At 62.1% G+C, this 19853-nt stretch carries 14 protein-coding genes, 1 tRNA gene and 2 pseudogenes; 14 read left to right on the top strand and 3 right to left on the bottom strand.

Going from position 1 to position 19853, the window contains the following annotated elements; all coding sequences use genetic code 11:
* The first annotated feature begins 128 nt into the window (after nucleotides 1-128).
* The 6 genes from rbfA (at nucleotide 129) to J3P81_RS21100 (ending at nucleotide 4805) form a co-directional block, all read left to right on the top strand.
* A complete protein-coding gene (gene rbfA, locus J3P81_RS21125; protein ID WP_181287552.1) occupies nucleotides 129-530 on the top strand; it encodes a 30S ribosome-binding factor RbfA in 402 nt (133 codons plus the stop codon).
* A 3-nt stretch (nucleotides 531-533) separates the two neighbouring features.
* Entirely contained in the window at nucleotides 534-1451 is a 918-nt protein-coding gene (truB, locus tag J3P81_RS21120) for a tRNA pseudouridine(55) synthase TruB (protein WP_420765573.1), read from the top strand.
* Between the two features lie 143 nt (nucleotides 1452-1594).
* Nucleotides 1595-1864 (top strand): 30S ribosomal protein S15, encoded by a 270-nt coding sequence (rpsO, locus tag J3P81_RS21115; RefSeq protein ID WP_011332409.1) that lies wholly within the window; start codon nucleotides 1595-1597, stop codon nucleotides 1862-1864.
* Between the two features lie 194 nt (nucleotides 1865-2058).
* A complete protein-coding gene (gene pnp / locus J3P81_RS21110; RefSeq protein ID WP_420765572.1) occupies nucleotides 2059-4164 on the top strand; it encodes a polyribonucleotide nucleotidyltransferase in 2106 nt (701 codons plus the stop codon).
* Nucleotides 4165-4291: 127 nt separating this feature from the next.
* Nucleotides 4292-4364, top strand: a tRNA-Thr gene (locus J3P81_RS21105).
* A 135-nt stretch (nucleotides 4365-4499) separates the two neighbouring features.
* Nucleotides 4500-4805, top strand: a complete 306-nt coding sequence (locus J3P81_RS21100; RefSeq protein ID WP_420765571.1) for a DUF6388 family protein — start codon at nucleotides 4500-4502, stop codon at nucleotides 4803-4805.
* A 38-nt stretch (nucleotides 4806-4843) separates the two neighbouring features.
* Here the strand turns inward: J3P81_RS21100 and nadC are convergent, their stop codons facing one another.
* A complete protein-coding gene (nadC, locus tag J3P81_RS21095) occupies nucleotides 4844-5692 on the bottom strand; it encodes a carboxylating nicotinate-nucleotide diphosphorylase (protein WP_420765570.1) in 849 nt (282 codons plus the stop codon).
* Nucleotides 5693-5925: 233 nt separating this feature from the next.
* Here nadC and J3P81_RS21090 point away from each other — a divergent pair, with 233 nt between their 5' ends.
* The 5 genes and pseudogenes from J3P81_RS21090 to J3P81_RS21070 all read left to right on the top strand — a co-directional run.
* The gene (locus tag J3P81_RS21090) at nucleotides 5926-8136 is read left to right on the top strand and encodes a DUF1631 domain-containing protein (protein ID WP_420765569.1); all 2211 of its coding nucleotides are present in this window, start codon (nucleotides 5926-5928) and stop codon (nucleotides 8134-8136) included.
* A gap of 63 nt (nucleotides 8137-8199) precedes the next feature.
* Nucleotides 8200-8760 carry a 1,6-anhydro-N-acetylmuramyl-L-alanine amidase AmpD gene (ampD, locus tag J3P81_RS21085; RefSeq protein ID WP_434560713.1) on the top strand — a complete coding sequence of 187 codons (561 nt, stop codon included), beginning with the start codon at nucleotides 8200-8202 and terminating at the stop codon, nucleotides 8758-8760.
* Nucleotides 8757-9593, top strand: coding sequence for a regulatory signaling modulator protein AmpE (ampE, locus tag J3P81_RS21080; protein ID WP_434560711.1), 837 nt, complete (start codon nucleotides 8757-8759; stop codon nucleotides 9591-9593). Before ampD ends, ampE begins: the two co-directional genes overlap by 4 nt.
* Before the next feature lie 329 nt (nucleotides 9594-9922).
* Nucleotides 9923-11014: pseudogene (locus tag J3P81_RS21075) on the top strand (methyl-accepting chemotaxis protein); the annotation flags it as partial.
* 333 nt (nucleotides 11015-11347) lie between these two features.
* Nucleotides 11348-11920 (top strand): annotated as a pseudogene (locus tag J3P81_RS21070) (methyl-accepting chemotaxis protein); the annotation flags it as partial.
* A 133-nt stretch (nucleotides 11921-12053) separates the two neighbouring features.
* On the opposite strand, the gene J3P81_RS21065 reads toward J3P81_RS21070, so the two are convergent.
* Nucleotides 12054-12830 carry a TatD family hydrolase gene (locus J3P81_RS21065; protein ID WP_434560709.1) on the bottom strand — a complete coding sequence of 259 codons (777 nt, stop codon included), beginning with the start codon at nucleotides 12828-12830 and terminating at the stop codon, nucleotides 12054-12056.
* A gap of 16 nt (nucleotides 12831-12846) precedes the next feature.
* The gene (gene cra / locus J3P81_RS21060; protein ID WP_434560707.1) at nucleotides 12847-13842 is read right to left on the bottom strand and encodes a catabolite repressor/activator; all 996 of its coding nucleotides are present in this window, start codon (nucleotides 13840-13842) and stop codon (nucleotides 12847-12849) included.
* Nucleotides 13843-14128: 286 nt separating this feature from the next.
* On the opposite strand from cra, the gene ptsP reads away from it, so the two are divergent.
* Genes ptsP through J3P81_RS21045 form a run of 3 tightly spaced genes read left to right on the top strand, consistent with a single transcriptional unit; the run spans nucleotide 14129 to nucleotide 19693 of the window.
* Nucleotides 14129-16993: a phosphoenolpyruvate--protein phosphotransferase gene (ptsP, locus tag J3P81_RS21055; RefSeq protein ID WP_434560705.1), complete on the top strand. Its 2865-nt coding sequence runs from the start codon at nucleotides 14129-14131 to the stop codon at nucleotides 16991-16993.
* Nucleotides 16993-17934 carry a 1-phosphofructokinase gene (gene pfkB, locus J3P81_RS21050; protein WP_434560703.1) on the top strand — a complete coding sequence of 314 codons (942 nt, stop codon included), beginning with the start codon at nucleotides 16993-16995 and terminating at the stop codon, nucleotides 17932-17934. Before ptsP ends, pfkB begins: the two co-directional genes overlap by 1 nt.
* A gap of 13 nt (nucleotides 17935-17947) precedes the next feature.
* A complete protein-coding gene (locus tag J3P81_RS21045; RefSeq protein WP_434560701.1) occupies nucleotides 17948-19693 on the top strand; it encodes a PTS fructose-like transporter subunit IIB in 1746 nt (581 codons plus the stop codon).
* Nucleotides 19694-19853: the final 160 nt, after the last annotated feature.

The following is a 19853-nucleotide window of genomic DNA, read 5'->3' as shown; positions in this document are numbered from 1 at the left end:
CGCATGAACATGCGCTGCCGTGCAGGCGGACTCTAAACGCAACGCCCGGTCTGGCTTTTGCCAGGCCGGGCGTTTGCCGCTTTCAGACCTCGCGGGTTTCACCGTGGGGCAGTAACAGGTAACAAGACATGGCAAAAGAATACAGCCGTACCCAACGAATCGGCGATCAGATGCAGCGCGAGCTGGCCCAACTGATCCGTCGCGAAGTCAAGGACCCGCGCGTCGGCCTGGTCACCATTACCGCAGTGGAAGTCAGCCGTGACGTCGGTCATGCCAAGATTTTCATCACCGTGATGGGCCAGGACAGCGCCGAAGAAATCGCCCAGAGCATCAAGGTGCTCAACTCGGCCGCCGGCTTCCTGCGCATGCAGTTGGCCCGGGAGATGAAGCTGCGCAGCGTTCCGCAGTTGCACTTCCACTACGACGAAAGCGTCGTGCGAGGCGCGCATCTGTCAGCGCTGATCGAGCGCGCCGTGGCTGAAGACAGCCAGCACCCGGCTGCGGCTGAACCCGAAGACACCAAGGAGTAACCGGTGGCTCAGGTCAAACGTATCCGTCGTAACGTCAGCGGTATCATCCTGCTCGACAAACCGTTGGGATTCACCTCCAACGCAGCCCTGCAGAAGGTTCGCTGGTTGCTCAACGCCGAGAAGGCTGGCCACACCGGTAGTCTCGATCCGCTGGCTACTGGCGTGCTGCCCCTGTGTTTCGGCGAGGCGACCAAGTTCTCCCAGTACCTGCTCGATTCCGACAAGGGTTATGAAACCCTGGCGCAGTTGGGCAAGACCACCACCACGGCGGACGCCGAAGGTGAGGTTTTGCTGGAACGCCCGGTGACCGTTGGTCAGACGGATATCGAGGCGGTCTTGCCGAAATTTCGCGGGCAAATCAGTCAGATACCGCCGATGTACTCTGCCCTCAAGCGCGATGGACAGCCGTTGTACAAACTGGCCCGTGCAGGTGAAGTAGTGGAGCGTGAACCGCGTTCTGTTACTATTGCGCGCTTGGAATTGCTGGCCTTTGACGGTAATACTGCACGGCTAGCCGTGGATTGCAGCAAAGGCACCTATATCCGTACCCTGGTGGAGGATATCGGCGAGCAACTCGGCTGTGGCGCGTACGTGGCAGAATTGCGACGGACCCAGGCCGGGCCTTTCACCTTGGCCCAGACGGTCACATTGGAAGAGCTCGAAGCCGTGCATGCCGAAGGCGGGAATGAAGCGGTCGACCGTTTCCTGATGCCGTCGGACAGCGGTTTGCTCGACTGGCCGCTGCTGCAGTTCTCTGAGCACAGTGCGTTCTACTGGCTCAACGGCCAGCCAGTACGTGCCCCGGATGCGCCGAAGTTCGGCATGGTTCGGGTACAGGATCACAATGGTCGCTTCATCGGTATCGGTGAAGTGAGCGAAGACGGGCGCATTGCGCCACGTCGATTGATTCGGTCGGAATGACCGGAACCAGCCTGCGTAACAACAGGCTGGCGAGTGTGGCTGTTAACAGGCACGGTCACTACTCATTTATAGATACAGGGATTTGTCCCTGGCCTGTTGAAGCTGTTTCATTGAAACAGTTTCCTGACTAAAAGGATTGCCTCATGGCTCTCGACGTTCAAGAAAAAGCTCAAATCGTAGCTGACTACCAGCAAGCTGTTGGTGACACTGGTTCGCCAGAAGTGCAAGTTGCACTGCTGACCGCCAACATCAACAAACTGCAAGGTCACTTCAAGGCCAACGGTAAAGATCACCACTCCCGTCGTGGTCTGATCCGCATGGTAAACCAGCGCCGTAAGCTGCTGGACTACCTGAAAGGCAAGGACGTGAGCCGTTACAGCGCTCTGATCGCTCGCCTGGGTCTGCGTCGCTAATCAGCGATTGCGCTAGAGGTTGGTGGTCTGTCGTACGTCAGGGGTTTCCCTTTGGCGCATGGCAGGCTCCCAGCCTCAAGTTTTATCTGGATGCACGTTTTACCCTGGACAGTCGCCGGGCCGATTCCCGTCATTGCCCAAGAATTTCGCAAGAAGACAAGTTCCCCCAAGAGCCACAAAGAAGGTAGGACACCGTGAACCCGGTAATCAAAAAATTCCAGTTCGGTCAGTCGACCGTTACCCTCGAGACCGGCCGTATCGCCCGTCAGGCCTCCGGCGCAGTGCTGGTCACCGTTGACGACGACGTCAGCGTATTGGTGACCGTTGTCGGCGCCAAGCAAGCCGATCCAGGCAAGGGCTTCTTCCCTCTGTCTGTCCACTACCAGGAAAAGACTTACGCAGCCGGTAAGATCCCTGGCGGTTTCTTCAAGCGCGAAGGCCGTCCTTCCGAGAAAGAAACCCTGACTTCCCGACTGATCGACCGTCCGATCCGTCCGCTTTTCCCAGAAGGCTTCATGAACGAAGTGCAGGTCGTCTGCACCGTCGTGTCCACCAGCAAGAAGACCGATCCGGACATCGCTGCGATGATCGGTACCTCGGCTGCCCTGGCCATCTCCGGCATTCCTTTCGATGGCCCGATCGGCGCTGCCCGCGTCGCCTTCCACGAAAGCACCGGCTACCTGCTGAACCCGACCTACGAGCAGTTGAAGGCATCGAGCCTGGACATGGTCGTGGCCGGTACTTCCGAAGCCGTGCTGATGGTTGAATCCGAAGCCAAAGAACTGACCGAAGACCAGATGCTGGGCGCCGTGCTGTTCGCCCACGACGAGTTCCAAGTGGTGATCAACGCCGTCAAGGAACTGGCCGCCGAAGCCGCCAAGCCAACCTGGACCTGGGCGCCACAGCCAGAAGCCACCGAGCTGCTGGGCGCGATCCGTGCCGAGTTCGGCGACGCGATTTCCCAGGCCTACACCATCACCATCAAGGCCGACCGTTATGCGCGTCTGGGCGAGCTGCGTGACCAGGTCGTCGCCAAGTTCTCCGGCGAAGAAGGCCAGCCATCGGCCAGCGACGTGAAGGCTGCGTTCGGTGAAATCGAATACCGCACCGTTCGCGAAAACATCGTCAACGGCAAGCCGCGTATCGATGGTCGCGACACCCGCACCGTACGTCCGCTGAACATCGAAGTCGGCGTTCTGCCGAAGACCCACGGTTCGGCACTGTTCACCCGTGGCGAGACCCAGGCACTGGTCGTTGCAACACTGGGCACCGCCCGTGACGCGCAACTGCTGGACACCCTGGAAGGCGAAAAGAAAGACCCGTTCATGCTGCACTACAACTTCCCTCCGTTCTCGGTGGGCGAGTGTGGTCGCATGGGTGGCGCCGGTCGTCGCGAAATCGGCCACGGCCGTCTGGCCCGTCGTTCGGTCCAGGCCATGCTGCCAGCCGCTGACGTGTTCCCGTACACCATCCGCGTGGTATCGGAAATCACCGAATCCAACGGCTCGAGCTCGATGGCTTCGGTCTGCGGCGCTTCCCTGGCCCTGATGGACGCTGGTGTGCCGATGAAGGCTCCGGTTGCCGGCATCGCCATGGGTCTGGTTAAAGAAGGCGAGAAGTTCGCTGTCCTGACCGACATCCTGGGTGACGAAGACCACCTGGGCGACATGGACTTCAAAGTGGCCGGTACCGCCAAAGGCGTCACCGCACTGCAGATGGACATCAAGATCAAAGGCATCACCGAAGAGATCATGGAAATCGCCCTGGGCCAAGCCCTGGAAGCGCGCCTGAACATCCTCGGCCAGATGAACCAGATCATCGGTCAGTCCCGCACCGAGCTGTCGGAAAACGCTCCGACCATGATCGCGATGAAAATCGACACCGACAAAATCCGTGATGTCATCGGTAAAGGCGGCGCGACCATCCGTGCGATCTGTGAAGAAACCAAGGCCTCGATCGACATCGAAGACGACGGTTCGATCAAGATTTTCGGCGAAACCAAGGAAGCGGCGGAAGCAGCACGCCAGCGCGTCCTGGGCATCACCGCCGAAGCCGAGATCGGCAAGATCTACGTCGGCAAGGTTGAGCGCATCGTCGACTTCGGCGCGTTCGTCAACATCCTGCCGGGCAAGGACGGCCTGGTTCACATCTCCATGCTGAGCGATGCTCGTGTCGAGAAAGTGACCGACATCCTGAAAGAAGGCCAGGAAGTGGAAGTGCTGGTACTGGACGTGGACAACCGCGGCCGTATCAAGCTGTCCATCAAGGACGTCGCGGCAGCCAAGGCATCGGGCGTTTAATCACTCCCTCGCTTAGCCGCTGAACAAGCAAACGCCCCGACTGGTTCGGGGCGTTTTGCTGTGCGCGCAAAAATCATTTTTGCCGCGGGTTGCCTGCCCTCTGGCTCAATGCTAGGTTTAGCCCCACGCCCGTGTAGCTCAGTCGGTAGAGCAGCGCACTCGTAACGCGAAGGTCGCAGGTTCGATTCCTGTCTCGGGCAAAGTCACACTTGTTTTCAGATGATCCCCCGAATGGTTCTGAAGGCCAGGTAAACCGGGCTTCCAACGGCTTCCTGCGTCAGAGAGATCCTTGATGATCCAGATCCATCTTCCATTCCCAGATCAGCGAGAACGCCATGACCGTCAAAGAATTGAGTCAAGAAGCCAGACACCAAGAAGCCCTGGAAAAGTACTTGAACGAAACGCCGCAGCTGCGGGATGAGATCAAGGACCTACCCGCCGATGATCAGAAAGACCAGATCCAATGGGCGTTCGAAGACGAGGCCGAAGCCCAGGGGCTGCAGCCTTGGGAGTTGACACTCAAATACACCAGCACGCCTGAAGAGTTCGAGGCGCAGCGCCTTGCCTTGCACAAGGAGGCTGCCGAGGTGTTGGGTGTGGAATGGGATGAATACTGCGAGATGAACAATCTGGTGGTCTGAAGAAAACGCCAGCCTTTTGAGGCTGGCGTTTTTCGTTGTCAGAGGCTCAAGCGCATCGACAAATCCACGGCCTTCACATCCTTGGTCATCGCACCGATAGAGATGTAATCCACTCCGGTCTCGGCAATCGGGCGCAACGTGCTCTCGTTGATGCCGCCGCTGGCTTCCAGCTTGGCCTTGCCGCCGTTCAGACGCACCGCTTCGCGCATGTCGTCCAGGCTCAGTTCGTCGAGCATGATGATGTCGGCACCTGCCGCCAGCGCTTCTTTCAATTCCGCCAGGCTTTCGACTTCGACTTCCACCGGTTTACCCGGTGCGATCTGCTGGGCGGCGCTGATGGCCTGGGCAATCCCGCCGCAAGCGGCAATGTGGTTTTCCTTGATCAGGAACGCGTCGTACAGGCCGATGCGGTGGTTGTGACAGCCACCGCAGGTCACGGCGTACTTCTGGGCCAGACGTAGCCCAGGCAACGTTTTGCGAGTGTCCAGCAGCTTGACCTGGGTATCGGCGACGAAGTCGGCCAGGTAGCGAGCCCGGGTGGCAACGCCCGATAGCAACTGCAGGAAATTCAGCGCGCTGCGTTCGCCCGTCAGCAGTGAGCGGGCCGGGCCTTCGAGGTGGAACAGGGCTTGGTCAGGGCTCACGCGGTCGCCGTCATGTACTTGCCAATGCACCGCGACACGTGGGTCCAACTGCCGGAACACCGCATCCACCCAAGCCGTGCCGCTGATGATCGCTGCTTCACGGGTGATGATGGTGGCCTTGGCCAGGCGTTCGGCGGGGATCAGTTGCGCGGTGATGTCGCCGCTGCCGATGTCTTCCAACAGCGCGCGGCGCACATTGGCTTCGATTTCGGCGGTCAGGTCGGCGAGATGTAGATTCGGCATAACAGGCTCCACGAACAAAGTGGCCGGATTATATCCGCTTGGCACCTGTTGGCTTGCATTTGGTCGCGTCCACGCAACATTTACCCGAAATGCCGGTCATTTATTGCGATCTCTTTGAGCCTGTTCACAGAGTCCTCTGGTGTGGCGGGCTCTTTTTACCGGATAATCCGCCTTTCGTTTGACGTCATGAGTTTGACGTCGCGAGCCGAAGAATGCCGTTTCAGGAGTCCAGGATGCATAACGACGGGAATGTAGTGCCTTTGCATAAAGTGCCTACCGACCAGGCGAATCGTTCGCCGCTCGCCCGGCTGCCGGTCATTCTGCTCCAGGTTCGCGACAAGGCCGCGCAGCAGTTGCGCGTGGGTCTGCAGGGCTTGTTCGATAACGCCGATGACACGCTGTTCGAAATGGCCGACCGGGCGCGCAATGATCTCGAGCAGAACCTCTACTTCGAAGCCATGCGCGACTTGCGTTTGAAACGCAAAAGCATCGAGCGTGAATTCATCGAACAGTTTTTCGAGGCTTTTGTCAGTCTCGCCCAGTACGACCTTACCCAGGCGACCCTGGCACCCGTGGTGGGCGCCATACCGGCCCAGCCAAACCATGACGAGCTGGAGCGCCGCCTGGCGGTGGAAACCATGGTCGCCCGAGTGATCAGCCGCGACGGCGTGTCGCTCGACCAACTCACGGCGCGGCTCAGTGTGTTGCTGGACCGGCCATTGACGAACCAGTTGAACCCGTTAAGCCCAGGTTTATTGTGCGGGCATTTCCTTCAGGCTGGACGCAACCTGGGCGTGGGGATCAAGGTCAAGCTGATCCTGCTCAAGCTGTTCGAGCGTTATGTGCTCAGCGAATGCGACCAGTTCTATGCGCAGGCCAATCAATTGCTCGCCGCGACGGGCGTCTTGCCGGACCTCAAGATCTCACCGTCGCGACGGGCATCGGATCGTGTCGAGGAAGTCGCCCAACCCAACGTCGATGGCGCCGCCAGGCCAAGGGCCGATGACGTCGACGACAGCGTCCAGGAGGTCTTCGCCGCGTTGCAGAAATTGCTGGTGCAGGTACGCGGCAGCGTCGCGCCAACCTTGGAAGCCAGCGCCCCAGCCCAGCCGATTTCGAAACGGGACCTGCTGCGATTGTTGTCTCATTTGCAGCAGTACGTTCCCTCGCCCACGGTGCAGGACGAGTTCGACCTGCGCAGCCAGCTCGAACAGTTGCTGACGCGTGTCAGCGTCAAGAGTGGCAAGTCCCGGGTCGTCGACGGCGCCGACGAAGACGTGATCAACCTGATCGCGATGATGTTCGAGTTCATTCTCGACGACCAGAACCTGCCGGACTCCCTCAAGGCGCTGATCGGTCGACTGCAGATTCCGATGCTCAAGGTCGCGGTACAGGACAAGAGTTTCTTCAGCCGAGGCAATCATCCGGCCCGCCGGCTGCTCAACGAAATTGCTGCCGCCGCGATGGGCTGGGGCGATTGCGACGATCATCAGCGCGACAGTCTTTACCTGCGCATCGAGCAAGTCGTGCAGCGTTTGTTGAACGACTTTGTCGACGACCCGGCGATATTTTCCGAAGTGCTGGCGGACTTCCTGGCGTTCACCAGCGATGAACGTCGTCGCAGCGAACTGCTGGAGCAACGCATTCGCGACGCTGAAGAAGGGCGGGCCAAGGCCGAACTGGCCCGACAGCGGGTCGAAGGGGCGCTGAACCACATCATGCTGGGCAAGGTCTTGCCCCAGGCTGTGGTGGATTTCGTCCAGCAGGCGTGGAGCCAGGTGTTGTTGCTGACCGGCTTCAAACATGGCGAGCAATCAGCTGAATGGCAGGCCGACGTGCTGACCCTCGAGCAGTTGGTGTGGAGCGTCCAGCATCACGAAGAACCCGACGCCGGCCTGCGCTTGCTGGCGATGGTGCCGGAGCTGCTCAAGGCCCTGCGCGACGGCTTGAGCCGTTCGGCGTTCGATCCGTTCGCCACCAGCGAATTCTTCAGCGAACTGGAAGTGCTGCATGTCCAGGCTCTCCAACGACTGGGCCAGGCAACGGAGCAGGCACAGCCGGCGGATTCGCCGGTGCTGGTCGAGGTGGTGGAGCCCATCGTCCTGCGGGCTGCGCCGGTAACCGCGACGGACGAACCGACCGTACGCTTGCCTGCCGATGACGTGGGCCTGCTCCAGGTCGATCAACTGCGCCTGGGAAGTTGGGTCGAGTTCCAGGAAGACGAAGACAACAACCTTCGTTGCAAACTCGCGGCGATTATCCAGGCCACTGGCAAGTATGTCTTCGTCAACCGTACCGGCCTCAAGGTCCTTGAGCACAGCCGCACCAGCCTGGCCTTGGAGTTCCGCCGTGGGGCGGCGCGGTTGCTGGACGATACCCTGTTGTTCGACAGGGCGCTGGAATCCGTGCTGGGCAACCTGCGCCAGCTCAATCGCGGCAAGTGATCGCGCAGCCGGGGCCGATCGCGGCATACTGACGGCCTTCACCGTCTCATCGAAGGAACCTGTATGCAGCTGGACTCCGCGAGCGGTTGGTGCGATGGCGTGCGTCATTGCCCTTCGCCCAACTTCAATGCGCGCCCCGAGGGCGAGATCTCCCTGCTGGTCATCCACAACATCAGCTTGCCACCGGCACAGTTCGCCACGGGCAAAGTGCAGGAATTTTTCCAGAATCGCCTGGATGTCACGGAACATCCCTATTTTGCGGGTATCGCGGACCTGCGCGTGTCCGCGCATTTTCTAATCGAACGTGACGGCACCGTGACCCAGTTTGTCTCTTGTCTTGATCGTGCCTGGCACGCTGGTGTTTCGTGTTTCGAAGGGCGGGAGACGTGTAACGATTTTTCCATAGGCATCGAGCTTGAAGGCACCGATGACCTGCCGTTCACCGACGGGCAATATGTCGCCTTGGTGGACTTGACCCGGCAGCTGCAAAAAGCGTTTTCGGCGATCACGGTGCAGCGCATCTGCGGGCACAGCGACATCGCGCCGGGACGCAAGACCGATCCGGGGCCGGCATTCGACTGGGCGCGCTACCGCGCGGCCCTGACAGAAGGGGAAGGACAATGAGTTTTCTGGTGTTGCTGCTGGCGGTCTGGATCGAGAAGTTCTCGGCCTTGCGCCAGCGGGTCCAGCGTGACGGCGGCTGGCTGGGCGAGCTGAACAAACTCGAGGCGAGTCCGCGCTGGGGCAACCGGCCCTGGCTGGTGCTGGTGGTGATGGTTCTGCTGCCGGTTTCGCTGCTGGCGTTGCTACTCTGGGTGTTGGAGCCGGTGGCCTATGGTTTGCTGGCGCTGCCGATTCACCTGTTGGTGGTGATCTACAGCCTGGGGCGCGGCGATCTGTTGGCTGATCTCGGGCCGTTTCGCGATGCCTGGCGACGTGAAGACCTGCAAGCGGCCACCCACGTGGCCAAGCGTGACCTGAACATCGATGCCGATGACGGTGAGCAGTTGCTCGAACGGGTCCAGGGGCATTTGCTATGGCAGGCTTACCAGAGTTTTTTCGCGGTGATCTTCTGGTACTTCCTGCTGGGACCGGTGGCCGCCCTGAGTTATCGATTGTTGGCGTTGGCCGCCGAGCACAGCCAAAACCCGGGTGTGGCCGAGCGTGCAGCGCAACTGCGCCACGCCTTCGACTGGGTACCGGTGCGATTGCTGGCGGCGAGCTTCGCCCTGGTGGGCAACTTCGTCGCGGTCAGTCGGGTCATGCTGCATGAACTGTTGAACTGGAACATCAGCGCCGCCGACCTCATCGACAAAGTCGGCTTGGTCGCCGGCGAGATTCCCACGCCGGTCGCCGGGCCGGACGGCATCAACAGCCTGGATCGACTTTGGGAATTGCTGCTGCGCGCTGCGTTGCTCTGGTATGCCGGGTTCGCATTATGGACGGTGTTGGCCTGATCGAACCCAGCAAGTTCGTAACGCTAAGCTGTCGTGGCGAGGGAGCTTGCTCCCGCTCGGCTGCGCAGCAGTCGTAAACCAGGATAAAAACGATCCCCTCTGCGCAAACCCCACGGGGCCTGCCGCACAGGCCAGCGGGAGCGAGCTCCCTCGCCACTGGATCGTGTGCCCTCGTTAACCTTAAGTTACAAATCTCCCCGCCGAATTAGGCTATACAGGAACAGCGTCCGAATAGTGGCTTTGTGCTGTCTGCGTGCGCAGCTCATAACAATAAAAACTACCGGGAGACTTCCCTTGTGAAGAGTTTGCTCTGGCCCGCCGTCGCCCTGATGAATCGCCTTAGCTTCGGCATGAAGTTCAGCCTGATCAGTGTCCTGTTCCTGCTGCCGATGTTGGTGACCAATTTCTTTCTGGTGCGTGATTCCTACCGCGAGTTCCAGGGCACGCAAGTGGAGCTGCAAAGCCTGGATTTGCTGGGCAGCAGCCTGGCGCTGCGGCGTGACCTGGAGACGCTGAACGACCTGGTGCAGATCAATGCCAGCCTGGGCCAGTCGGGCAAGGCCGGCGACGTGGACGCGAAGATCGCCGCGCTCGAGCACAAGGTGCTCGCCCGGTTGCAAGGCATGACGGCCATGGCGATGGAGCCCGAGCACGTCAGTGCCTTCGATACCAAGCGCGACGAAATGATCGCCGCTTTCAAGGCCCAACAAGCCGAAAGCTCGCTGCAGAGCAAAAGCGCGTTGATCGGCACTCTGCTCAACAATGCACAAATATTCGGCCAGATCATCGCCAGTCAGGCCGGCCTGAGCCGTGACAACCAGGCCGACATCCGCCAGCTCAGCGAGCTGATCGTCGGCCTGACGCCCAGGGTCACTCAGATTTTGGGCGAGGGCCGTGCCTTGGGCGCTTCTTCGTTGGGGTTGGGTTTCCTCAATTCCGCGTCGAGTACCCGGTTCGATGAGTTGCTGGTGCAGATCGAGAAGCTCCAGGGCGAATATGAGCTGAAACTGCAGGACGCGCTGGGCTCGAGCAAGGCGGTCGGACAAGCGCTCGCCGATCAGGCCGGTGGCAGCAAGAGCACCCTCAAGCAAGCGGCCGAGCTGATTGAAAACCAGGTTGTCATGGCGGACACCCTCGATGCGCCATGGCCGGCATTCTTCGATCAGGTCAGCGGCCTGATGGAGCAGACCTATCGGTTGAACGAGGCGACGTTGGGCTTTCTCGGTGTGCAATTGCAGCACCGCCTGGAGCAGAACCGCAGCCACATGGTGCTACAGGCGGTGGCGCTCGCAGCGGTGTTCCTGTTGATTTTCTATCTGTACGCCGGTTTCTACGCCTCGACACGCACGACGCTCAAGCACCTGGGGGCGATGATGGACAAAGTCGCGGCGGGGGATATGACGGTCAGTTTCGTCGCCCGCAGCAAGGATGAGCTGGGCGAGTTGGGCGAGGTGTTCAATGGCACCGTGGCGAAGATCCATGACTTGATCGAACAGGTCGGCCACACCGTCGCCGAGGTCGAGCGCCAGGCCGGGCAGGTGGAAACGGTATCGGCCCAGAGCAACCAGGCCGTGGCCGGCCAGCGCAGCCAGATCGAACTGGTCGCCACGGCGATGAACCAGATGTCCGCCACTGCCCAGGAAGTCGCCCGCAGCGCTGCGGCGGCGGTCAGCAGCGCCCATAGCGTGAATGATGAAACCCTCAGTGGACGAGGCTTGGTGGAATCCCAGCAGGGCAGCATCGCCCGGCTCGCCAGCGAAATCGACCAGTCGGTGCAGGTGATCAATCAACTGGCGACCGACAGCCAGGCCATCAGCCGCGTCCTCGATGTGATCAAGAGCATTGCCGAGCAAACCAACCTGCTGGCCCTCAACGCCGCTATCGAAGCCGCCCGGGCTGGCGAGCAAGGGCGCGGATTCGCGGTGGTGGCCGACGAGGTGCGAACCCTGGCCAAGCGGACCCAGCAGTCGACCGAAGAAATCGAAGCGATGATCAGCCGCCTGCACGGCGGCGTCGGCGCCGCCGTCAAGGCGATGGGCACCAGCCATGAAATGGCCAGCGGCACGGTTGGCCAGTCGGAGAAGGTCCAGCAGGCGCTGGAAAACATTCTTGGCGCCGTTGGCATGATCGTCGACCAGAACCAGCAGATCGCCGCTGCGGTGGAGCAGCAGACCGCCGTCGCCCATGACATCGACCAGAACATCGTCGAGATCAACCGCGCCGGCGAACGCACCGCCGAAGGGGCTCACCAGACCGAAGACGCCAGCCGCGAACTGTCCTCCCAGGTGGTGCGGCTCAAGCAACTGATCAATGCGTTTCGGGTGTGATCTCCTGCCTCACCACAGGCCCAATGTGGGAGCGAGCCTGTGTGGGAGCGAGCTTGCTCGCGATGGCGGAGTGTCAGCCAATGAAAGGTTGCCTGGATCACCGCTATCGCGAGCAAGCTCGCTCCCACAAGGATCACCATTGGAATAGCTGCCGGGCGTTTGCCGTGCTGGCCTCGGCCAGTTGTTCAGGCGTCACCGCCATGATGCCCGCCAACGCCTCGCAAATCGCTGGCAAATGCGCCGGGCTGTTGCGTTGCCCGGGAAACATCGACGGCGCCATGTCCGGTGAGTCCGTCTCCAGCACCACCGCATCCAGCGGCAGTTTCGGCAGCACCCGGTGCATGCGCAGGGCCTGGGGCCACGTGGCCGCGCCGCCGAGGCCGAGCTTGAAACCGAGCTTGATGTATTCGCGAGCCTCTTCGAAGCTGCCGGCAAAGGCATGGATGATGCCCGCACGGGCCGGGCAGATGCGTTTGAGCGTCGCGATCACGGCGGCGTGGCTGCGACGTACATGGATCAGCGCCGGCAGTTCGAAATCCCGGGCCAGTTCCAGCTGCGCCTCGAACAGCGTTTGCTGGCGATCGCGGTCCAGGGTCTGGACGTAATAGTCCAGGCCGATTTCCCCCACCGCGCACAACTGCCGATGCCCGGCCAGGCGCTCCAGCCATTCGCGTAACTGCGCCAGGTCTTCGCCGCGATGCTCGTCGAGAAACACCGGGTGCAGGCCCAGCGCGGCATGCAGGTGCGGGTCGCTTTGGACCAGGTCCCAGACGCGCTGCCAGTTGTCCCGATATACGCCCAGCACCACTATTTCCCGGACACCCAAGGCGCGGCTTTCGGCCAGCAGCGCCGGGCGATCCGCGTCGAAATCCGGGAAGTCCAGATGAGTGTGCGTGTCGATCAACTGCATATCCGCACCCTGAACCTCAGCCCTGGTGAATGCGCTGCTTGAACGTGCGCGCAATCGCCTGGACACCGGGTTGATAGACATCGTTTTCGATGGCCGCCAGCGCCAGTTCCAAGGCTTTGTCGGCGATCAGTTGATGCTGCTGGGACATGGCGTTGACCGGCAGCGGCAGGAAATCCAACAGTTGCGTGTCGCCAAAGGTGCCCAGGCGCAGGGGACGCGCCTTGAGCGGAAAATCATGCAGGGCATCGAACACCCCTTGCAGCAGCACATAAGAGGAGGTGATCAGCGCATCGGGGAGATGGCCCAGGCGCGCGAGCATGTCGTCCATCAACTGACGACCGCATTCACGGCTGAACGACTCGCCGTGCTCGATCAGCACCTGGCCTTCGAACCCGGCCAGCGCCTCGCGGAAACCGGCGGTCCGCTCCTGGCTGATGCTCAGTTCGGGGCGGGCGCTGATCAGCGCGATCTGCCGTGGATTCGTTTCCAGCAGGCTTCGAGTCAGTTGCAGGCTGGCCTGGCGGTCGTCGCTGATTACCGAGCAGAACTGCGCCGGTTCCATCACCCGGTCGATGGCGATGATCGGGATGCCCTTGGCCTGCAATTGGCGGTAGCTATCGTCTTCGGCGGGCAGGCAACTGGCAACGATCAGCGCATCGCAGCGTCGGGCGCGGAACAGTTGCAGCAACTGGCGCTCGCTATCAGGCGCATCATCGGAGCTGGCGATCAGCAACTGGTAACCTCGGGCGCGGGCACCTTGTTCCAGCAGCTTGGCGATACGCGCGTAACTGGGGTTCTCCAGGTCGGGCAGGATGAACCCCAACGTGCGGGTATGCCGGCTGCGCAGTCCGGCGGCCTGTGGGTTGGGCGTGAAGCCATGCTCTTGGACCACCGCCCGCACCCGTTCGACGGTCGCGTTGCTGATGCGTTGCTGTTCGGCCTTGCCGTTGATGACGTAGCTGGCGGTGGTCACGGACACACCGGCGAGCTGGGCGATATCACTGAGTTTCAACCCGGTTTTCCTTGTTTTTTCGAGTTTGCCCCGACAATGAAGGCTCATCCTACCCGATTCGGATCGATGGTCACCCCCGGACGCTTTCGACAAGTTGCACTTCAAGGATGAGAGATTATCGAGTAACGTGCCAATCTTTCTAGATTAAACGTTTCAGCAAGCGTATTTTCAGGGCTTCAGGATTTTCGGTCGCACTGCCGCGATACCGCCGCAAGCCGTTTGCAACGCTAAGCTGATTCATTCAAAACAATACCTGGCGCCAACCGGACGCCAAAAAGGAGAAAGCATGCTCGAGCTCACTCTAGAGCAGATATCCATGGCCCAGGTGGCTGTGGATAAAGACGCCGCGCTGCAACTGCTCGCTGACAAACTGGTGGCCGATGGCCTGGTAGCCGAGGGTTATCTTGCCGGATTGCAGGCCCGCGAGGCCCAGGGCTCGACCTTTCTTGGCCAAGGTATTGCCATCCCCCACGGTACTCCGCAGACCCGCGACCTGGTGTATTCCACCGGCGTGCGCTTGCTTCAATTTCCCGAAGGCGTGGACTGGGGCGACGGCCAGATCGTTTACCTGGCGATCGGCATCGCCGCCAAGTCCGACGAACACCTGCGCTTGCTGCAACTGCTGACCCGCGCCCTCGGCGAGACCGATCTGGGCCAGGCATTGCGTCGCGCCGGCAGCGCCGAAGCCTTGCTGAAACTGCTGCAAGGCGCGCCGCAGGAACTGGCGCTGGATGCGCAGATGATCGGCCTCGGCGTGTCGGCCGACGATTTCGAAGAACTGGTGTGGCGCGGCGCCCGTTTGTTACGCCAGGCCGATTGCGTGAGCAACGGCTTCGCCGGCGTGCTGCAGCAGGTCGAAGCGTTGCCTCTCGGCGATGGGCTCTGGTGGCTGCACAGCGAACAGACCGTCAAGCGCCCGGGCCTGGCCTTCGTCACGCCCGACAAACCCATTCGTTATCTGGGCCAACCCCTGAGCGGGTTGTTCTGCCTGGCCAGCCTCGGCGAGGCCCACCAGGCGTTGCTGGAAAGGCTTTGCGCATTGCTGATCGAAGGTCGCGGCCACGAATTGGGCCGCGCTACCAGCAGCCGCAAGGTCCTGGAAGTGCTGGGGGGCGAACTGCCCGCCGACTGGCCCAGCGCGCGCATCGGCCTGGCGAATGCCCACGGCCTGCACGCGCGCCCGGCGAAAATCCTTGCCCAGCTGGCGAAAAGTTTCGAAGGCGAGATCCGCGTGCGCATCGTCGACGGCCAGGACAGCGCCGTATCGGTGAAGAGTCTGAGCAAACTGCTGAGTCTGGGCGCCCGTCGCGGTCAGGTCCTGGAGTTCATTGCCGAACCCAGCATTGCCGCCGACGCGTTGCCGGCGTTGCTCGCAGCCGTCGAAGAAGGTCTCGGCGAAGAGGTCGAACCGCTGCCGCCACCGAGCGCGCCGCGAGAAACCACCATTGCCGAAGTTGCCACCGTGCTGCTCGCGCCGGAATCCGGCAGCCTGATCCAGGCCGTCGCCGCCGCGCCGGGCATTGCCATCGGTCCGGCGCATATCCAAGTGCAGCAAGACATCGATTATCCACTGCGTGGCGAGTCTCCGGCGATCGAGCGCGAGCGTCTACAAAACGCCCTAGGCCAGGTACGTCGGGACATCGAGGGCTTGATCGAGCGCGCCAAGGCCAAGGCCATCCGCGAGATTTTCATCACCCACCAGGAAATGCTCGACGACCCGGAACTGACCGACGAAGTCGACACCCGCCTGAAGCTGGGCGAGAGCGCGCAAGCGGCGTGGATGGGCGTGATCGAAGCCGCCGCGAAGGAACAGGAAGCCCTGCAGGATGCCTTGCTTGCCGAGCGCGCCGCCGATCTGCGGGATGTTGGCCGTCGGGTGCTGGCGCAGTTGTGCGGCATCGAGACCCCGGCTGAACCGGATCAACCCTACATCCTGGTGATGGACGAAGTCGGCCCCTCCGACGTCGCGCGCCTGGACCCGGCCCGCGTGGCGGGGATCCTCACCGCACGCGGCGGCGCCACCGCCCACAGTGCCATTGTCGCCCGCGCCCTGGGCATTCCGGCCTTGGTGGGCGCAGGCGCGGCGGTGTTGCTGTTGGCGCCGGGCACGTCCTTGCTGCTGGACGGGCAGCGTGGTCGGCTGCATGTCGACCCGGACGCTGCGACCCTGCAACGGGCCGCTGAAGAGCGCGACACCCGTGAGCAGCGTCTGAAAATCGCCGCCGAACAGCGCCACCAACCGGCGCTGACCCGCGACGGTCATGCCGTTGAAGTATTCGCCAACATCGGCGAAAGCGCCGGCGTCACCAGCGCGGTGGAGCAGGGCGCCGAAGGCATCGGCCTGTTGCGCACCGAGCTTATCTTCATGGCCCACACCGAGGCCCCGGACGAAGCGACCCAGGAAGCCGAATACCGCAAGGTGCTCGATGGTTTGGCCGGTCGGCCGCTGGTGGTGCGCACCCTCGACGTCGGCGGCGACAAGCCGTTGCCTTATTGGCCGATCGCGAAGGAAGAAAACCCCTTCCTCGGCGTGCGCGGCATCCGCCTGACCTTGCAGCGCCCCCACGTCATGGAAGCGCAACTGCGCGCCCTGTTGCGCTCGGCGGACAACCGTCCGCTGCGGATCATGTTCCCCATGGTCGGCAGCATCGACGAGTGGCGCCAGGCCCGGGACATGACCGAGCGTCTGCGTCGGGAGATCCCCGTGGCGGATTTGCAATTGGGCATCATGATCGAAGTGCCGTCCGCCGCGCTGCTGGCGCCGGTACTCGCCAAGGAAGTCGATTTCTTCAGCGTCGGCACCAACGACCTGACGCAATACACCCTGGCGATCGACCGTGGTCACCCGACCCTGTCGGCCCAGGCCGACGGCTTGCACCCGGCGGTATTGCAACTGATCGACATCACCGTGCGCGCCGCCCATGCCCATGGCAAATGGGTCGGTGTGTGCGGCGAGCTGGCGGCCGATCCGCTGGCGGTGCCGGTGTTGGTGGGCCTGGGCGTGGACGAGTTGAGTGTCTCGGCCCGCAGCATCGCGGAGGTCAAGGCACGAGTCCGCGAATTGAGCCTGGCACAAGTACAAACCTTGGCCCAAGCGGCATTGGCCGTGGGCAGCGCCGATAACGTGCGCGCATTAGTGGAGGCGTTGTAATGGCGAAGATTCTTACCCTGACCCTTAACCCGGCGCTCGACCTCACGGTGGAGTTGGCGCGCCTGGAACCGGGCCAGGTCAACCGCAGCGACGCCATGCACGCCCACGCCGCCGGCAAGGGCGTGAACGTGGCGCAGGTGCTGGCGGACCTCGGCCACACCCTGACCGTCAGTGGTTTCCTGGGTGAAGACAACGCCCAAGTGTTCGAGACGCTGTTTATCCAGCGTGGCTTCGTCGACGCTTTTATTCGCGTCCCCGGCGAAACCCGCAGCAACATCAAGCTGGCCGAACAGGACGGACGCATCACTGACCTCAACGGTCCTGGCCCGATGGTCGATGAAGCCGCGCAACAAGCGTTGCTGGAACGTCTCGAGCAGATAGCCCCAGGCCACGATGCCGTAGTGGTTGCCGGCAGCATGCCCCGAGGCGTCAGTGCGCAATGGTTGCAGGCGCTGATCATGCGGCTCAAACAGCTCGGCCTGAATGTCGCCCTCGACACCAGCGGCGAAGCGTTGCGCGTCGCCCTGGCGGCGGGGCCATGGCTGATCAAGCCCAATACCGAGGAGCTGGCCGATGCGCTGGGTTGCGACGTGGTGACCGAGGTCGCCCAGGCACAAGCGGCTCAGCGGTTGCATGCCCAAGGCGTGGAACATGTGGTGATTTCCCACGGCGCCGACGGTGTGAATTGGTTCAGCGTTGGTTCGGCCCTGCATGCCTCGCCGCCCAAGGTCACTGTCGCCAGCACCGTGGGCGCCGGCGATTCGCTGTTGGCCGGCATGCTGCATGGATTGCTCGCTGCCCACGCACCGGAGCAGACCCTGCGCACCGCCACGGCCATCGCCGCCATGGCGGTCACCCAGATCGGGTTCGGCATCCACGACACCGCGTTGCTGGCGTCGCTTGAACAGGGCGTGCGCGTGCGCCCCCTGACAGAACAATAAGAGGGTTCGCAAGATGAAATTAGCCATTGTGACGGCTTGCCCGAACGGCATGGTCACCAGCGTGTTGTGCGCCCGCCTGCTGGATGCGGCGGCCCAGCGCCAAGGTTGGAGCACCAGTGTCGAAGTCCATGACGCGGCCCACCCGGAACGCCAGTTGTCGGCGGCGACCCTCGAAGCGGCCGAATGGGTATTGCTGGTTGCCAGCGGCCCGGTGGACCTGTCGCGATTCGTTGGCAAGCGGGTGTTTCGCAGCACCCCGGCCCTCGCCCTGCAGGACGTTGACGCGGTGCTACGTCGCGGCGCCGAAGAGGCCCAAGTGCTGGGCGAGGCCGAGGTGCTCGCCGAAGAACCTGCGCCATCGACCGAACGCGCCCCGCGCCTGGTGGCCATCACCGCGTGCCCGACCGGCGTCGCCCATACCTTCATGGCCGCTGAAGCCTTGCAACAGGCAGCGGCACGCTTGGGTTATGACCTGAAGATCGAAACCCAGGGCTCGGTGGGCGCCCGCAACCCGCTGAGCCCCGAGGCGATTGCCGAGGCCGATGTGGTGTTGCTGGCGACCGATATCGAGGTCGCCACCGAGCGTTTCGCCGGTAAGAAAATCTATCGCTGCGGCACCGGCATTGCGTTGAAACAAGCCGAAGCCACGCTGAAAAAAGCCTTGGCCGAAGGCGTCCAGGAAAGCGCAGCGAGTGGTGCTTCCACGGGCCCGGCGAAGGCGGAAAAAAGCGGTGTCTATAAACACTTGCTGACGGGTGTTTCGTTCATGCTGCCGATGGTGGTAGCGGGTGGCTTGATGATCGCTTTGTCGTTCGTGTTCGGCATCGAGGCCTTCAAGGAACCTGGCACTCTCGCAGCGGCGCTGATGCAGATTGGCGGCGACACCGCATTCAAATTGATGGTGCCGCTGCTGGCGGGCTACATCGCCTATTCGATTGCTGACCGACCTGGCCTGGCGCCAGGGATGATCGGCGGGATGCTGGCCAGCACCCTGGGCGCTGGATTCATCGGCGGGATCATCGCCGGTTTCCTCGCCGGGTATGCGGCCAAGGCGATCAACCGTTACGCGCGCCTGCCCCAGAGCCTTGAAGCGCTCAAGCCGATCCTGATCATTCCGTTGCTGGCGAGCCTGTTCACCGGCCTGGTGATGATCTACATCGTCGGCAAACCGGTGGCGGGCATGCTTGAGGGTCTGACCCATTTCCTCGACAGCATGGGCACCACCAACGCGCTTTTGCTGGGCGTGCTGCTGGGGGCGATGATGTGCGTGGACCTCGGTGGGCCGATCAACAAAGCCGCCTACGCGTTTTCCGTGGGACTGCTGGCTTCGCAAAGTTATGCACCCATGGCCGCGACCATGGCCGCCGGCATGGTGCCGCCGATTGGGCTGGGCATCGCCACGTTCATAGCCCGCCGCAAGTTCGCCAAGACCGAGCGTGAGGCCGGTAAGGCAGCGCTGGTGCTGGGGCTGTGCTTCATCTCCGAAGGCGCGATCCCGTTCGCGGCCAAGGATCCACTGCGGGTGATCCCGGCCAGCATTGCCGGCGGCGCGCTGACCGGTGCGCTGTCGATGTACTTCGGCTGCAAACTCATGGCGCCTCACGGCGGGCTGTTCGTGATGCTGATCCCCAACGCCATCAACCACGCGCTTTTGTACCTGCTGGCGATCGTGGCGGGGAGTTTGGTGACGGCAGTGGCGTATGCGCTGCTCAAGCGACCGGAAGTGGTGGAAATGGCGTTGGAGCCGGCGAAGGCCTGATCGCTTTTGAGACAGTAACTTTCCCCTTGTGGGAGCGAGCCTGCTCGCGAATGCGGTGTGTCAGTCGATGAGTTTGTTGTCTGACACACCGCTTCGCGAGCAGGCTCGCTCCCACAAAGGTCATTGATGTCCGTAAAATCCCTGTCACACCCACTTCACA

Source organism: Pseudomonas sp. R1-6, assembly GCF_051132115.1.
GTDB lineage: Bacteria > Pseudomonadota > Gammaproteobacteria > Pseudomonadales > Pseudomonadaceae > Aquipseudomonas.
Note: the sequence above shows the minus strand (reverse complement) of the source record. Positions and strands in the feature narration are given on the sequence as shown.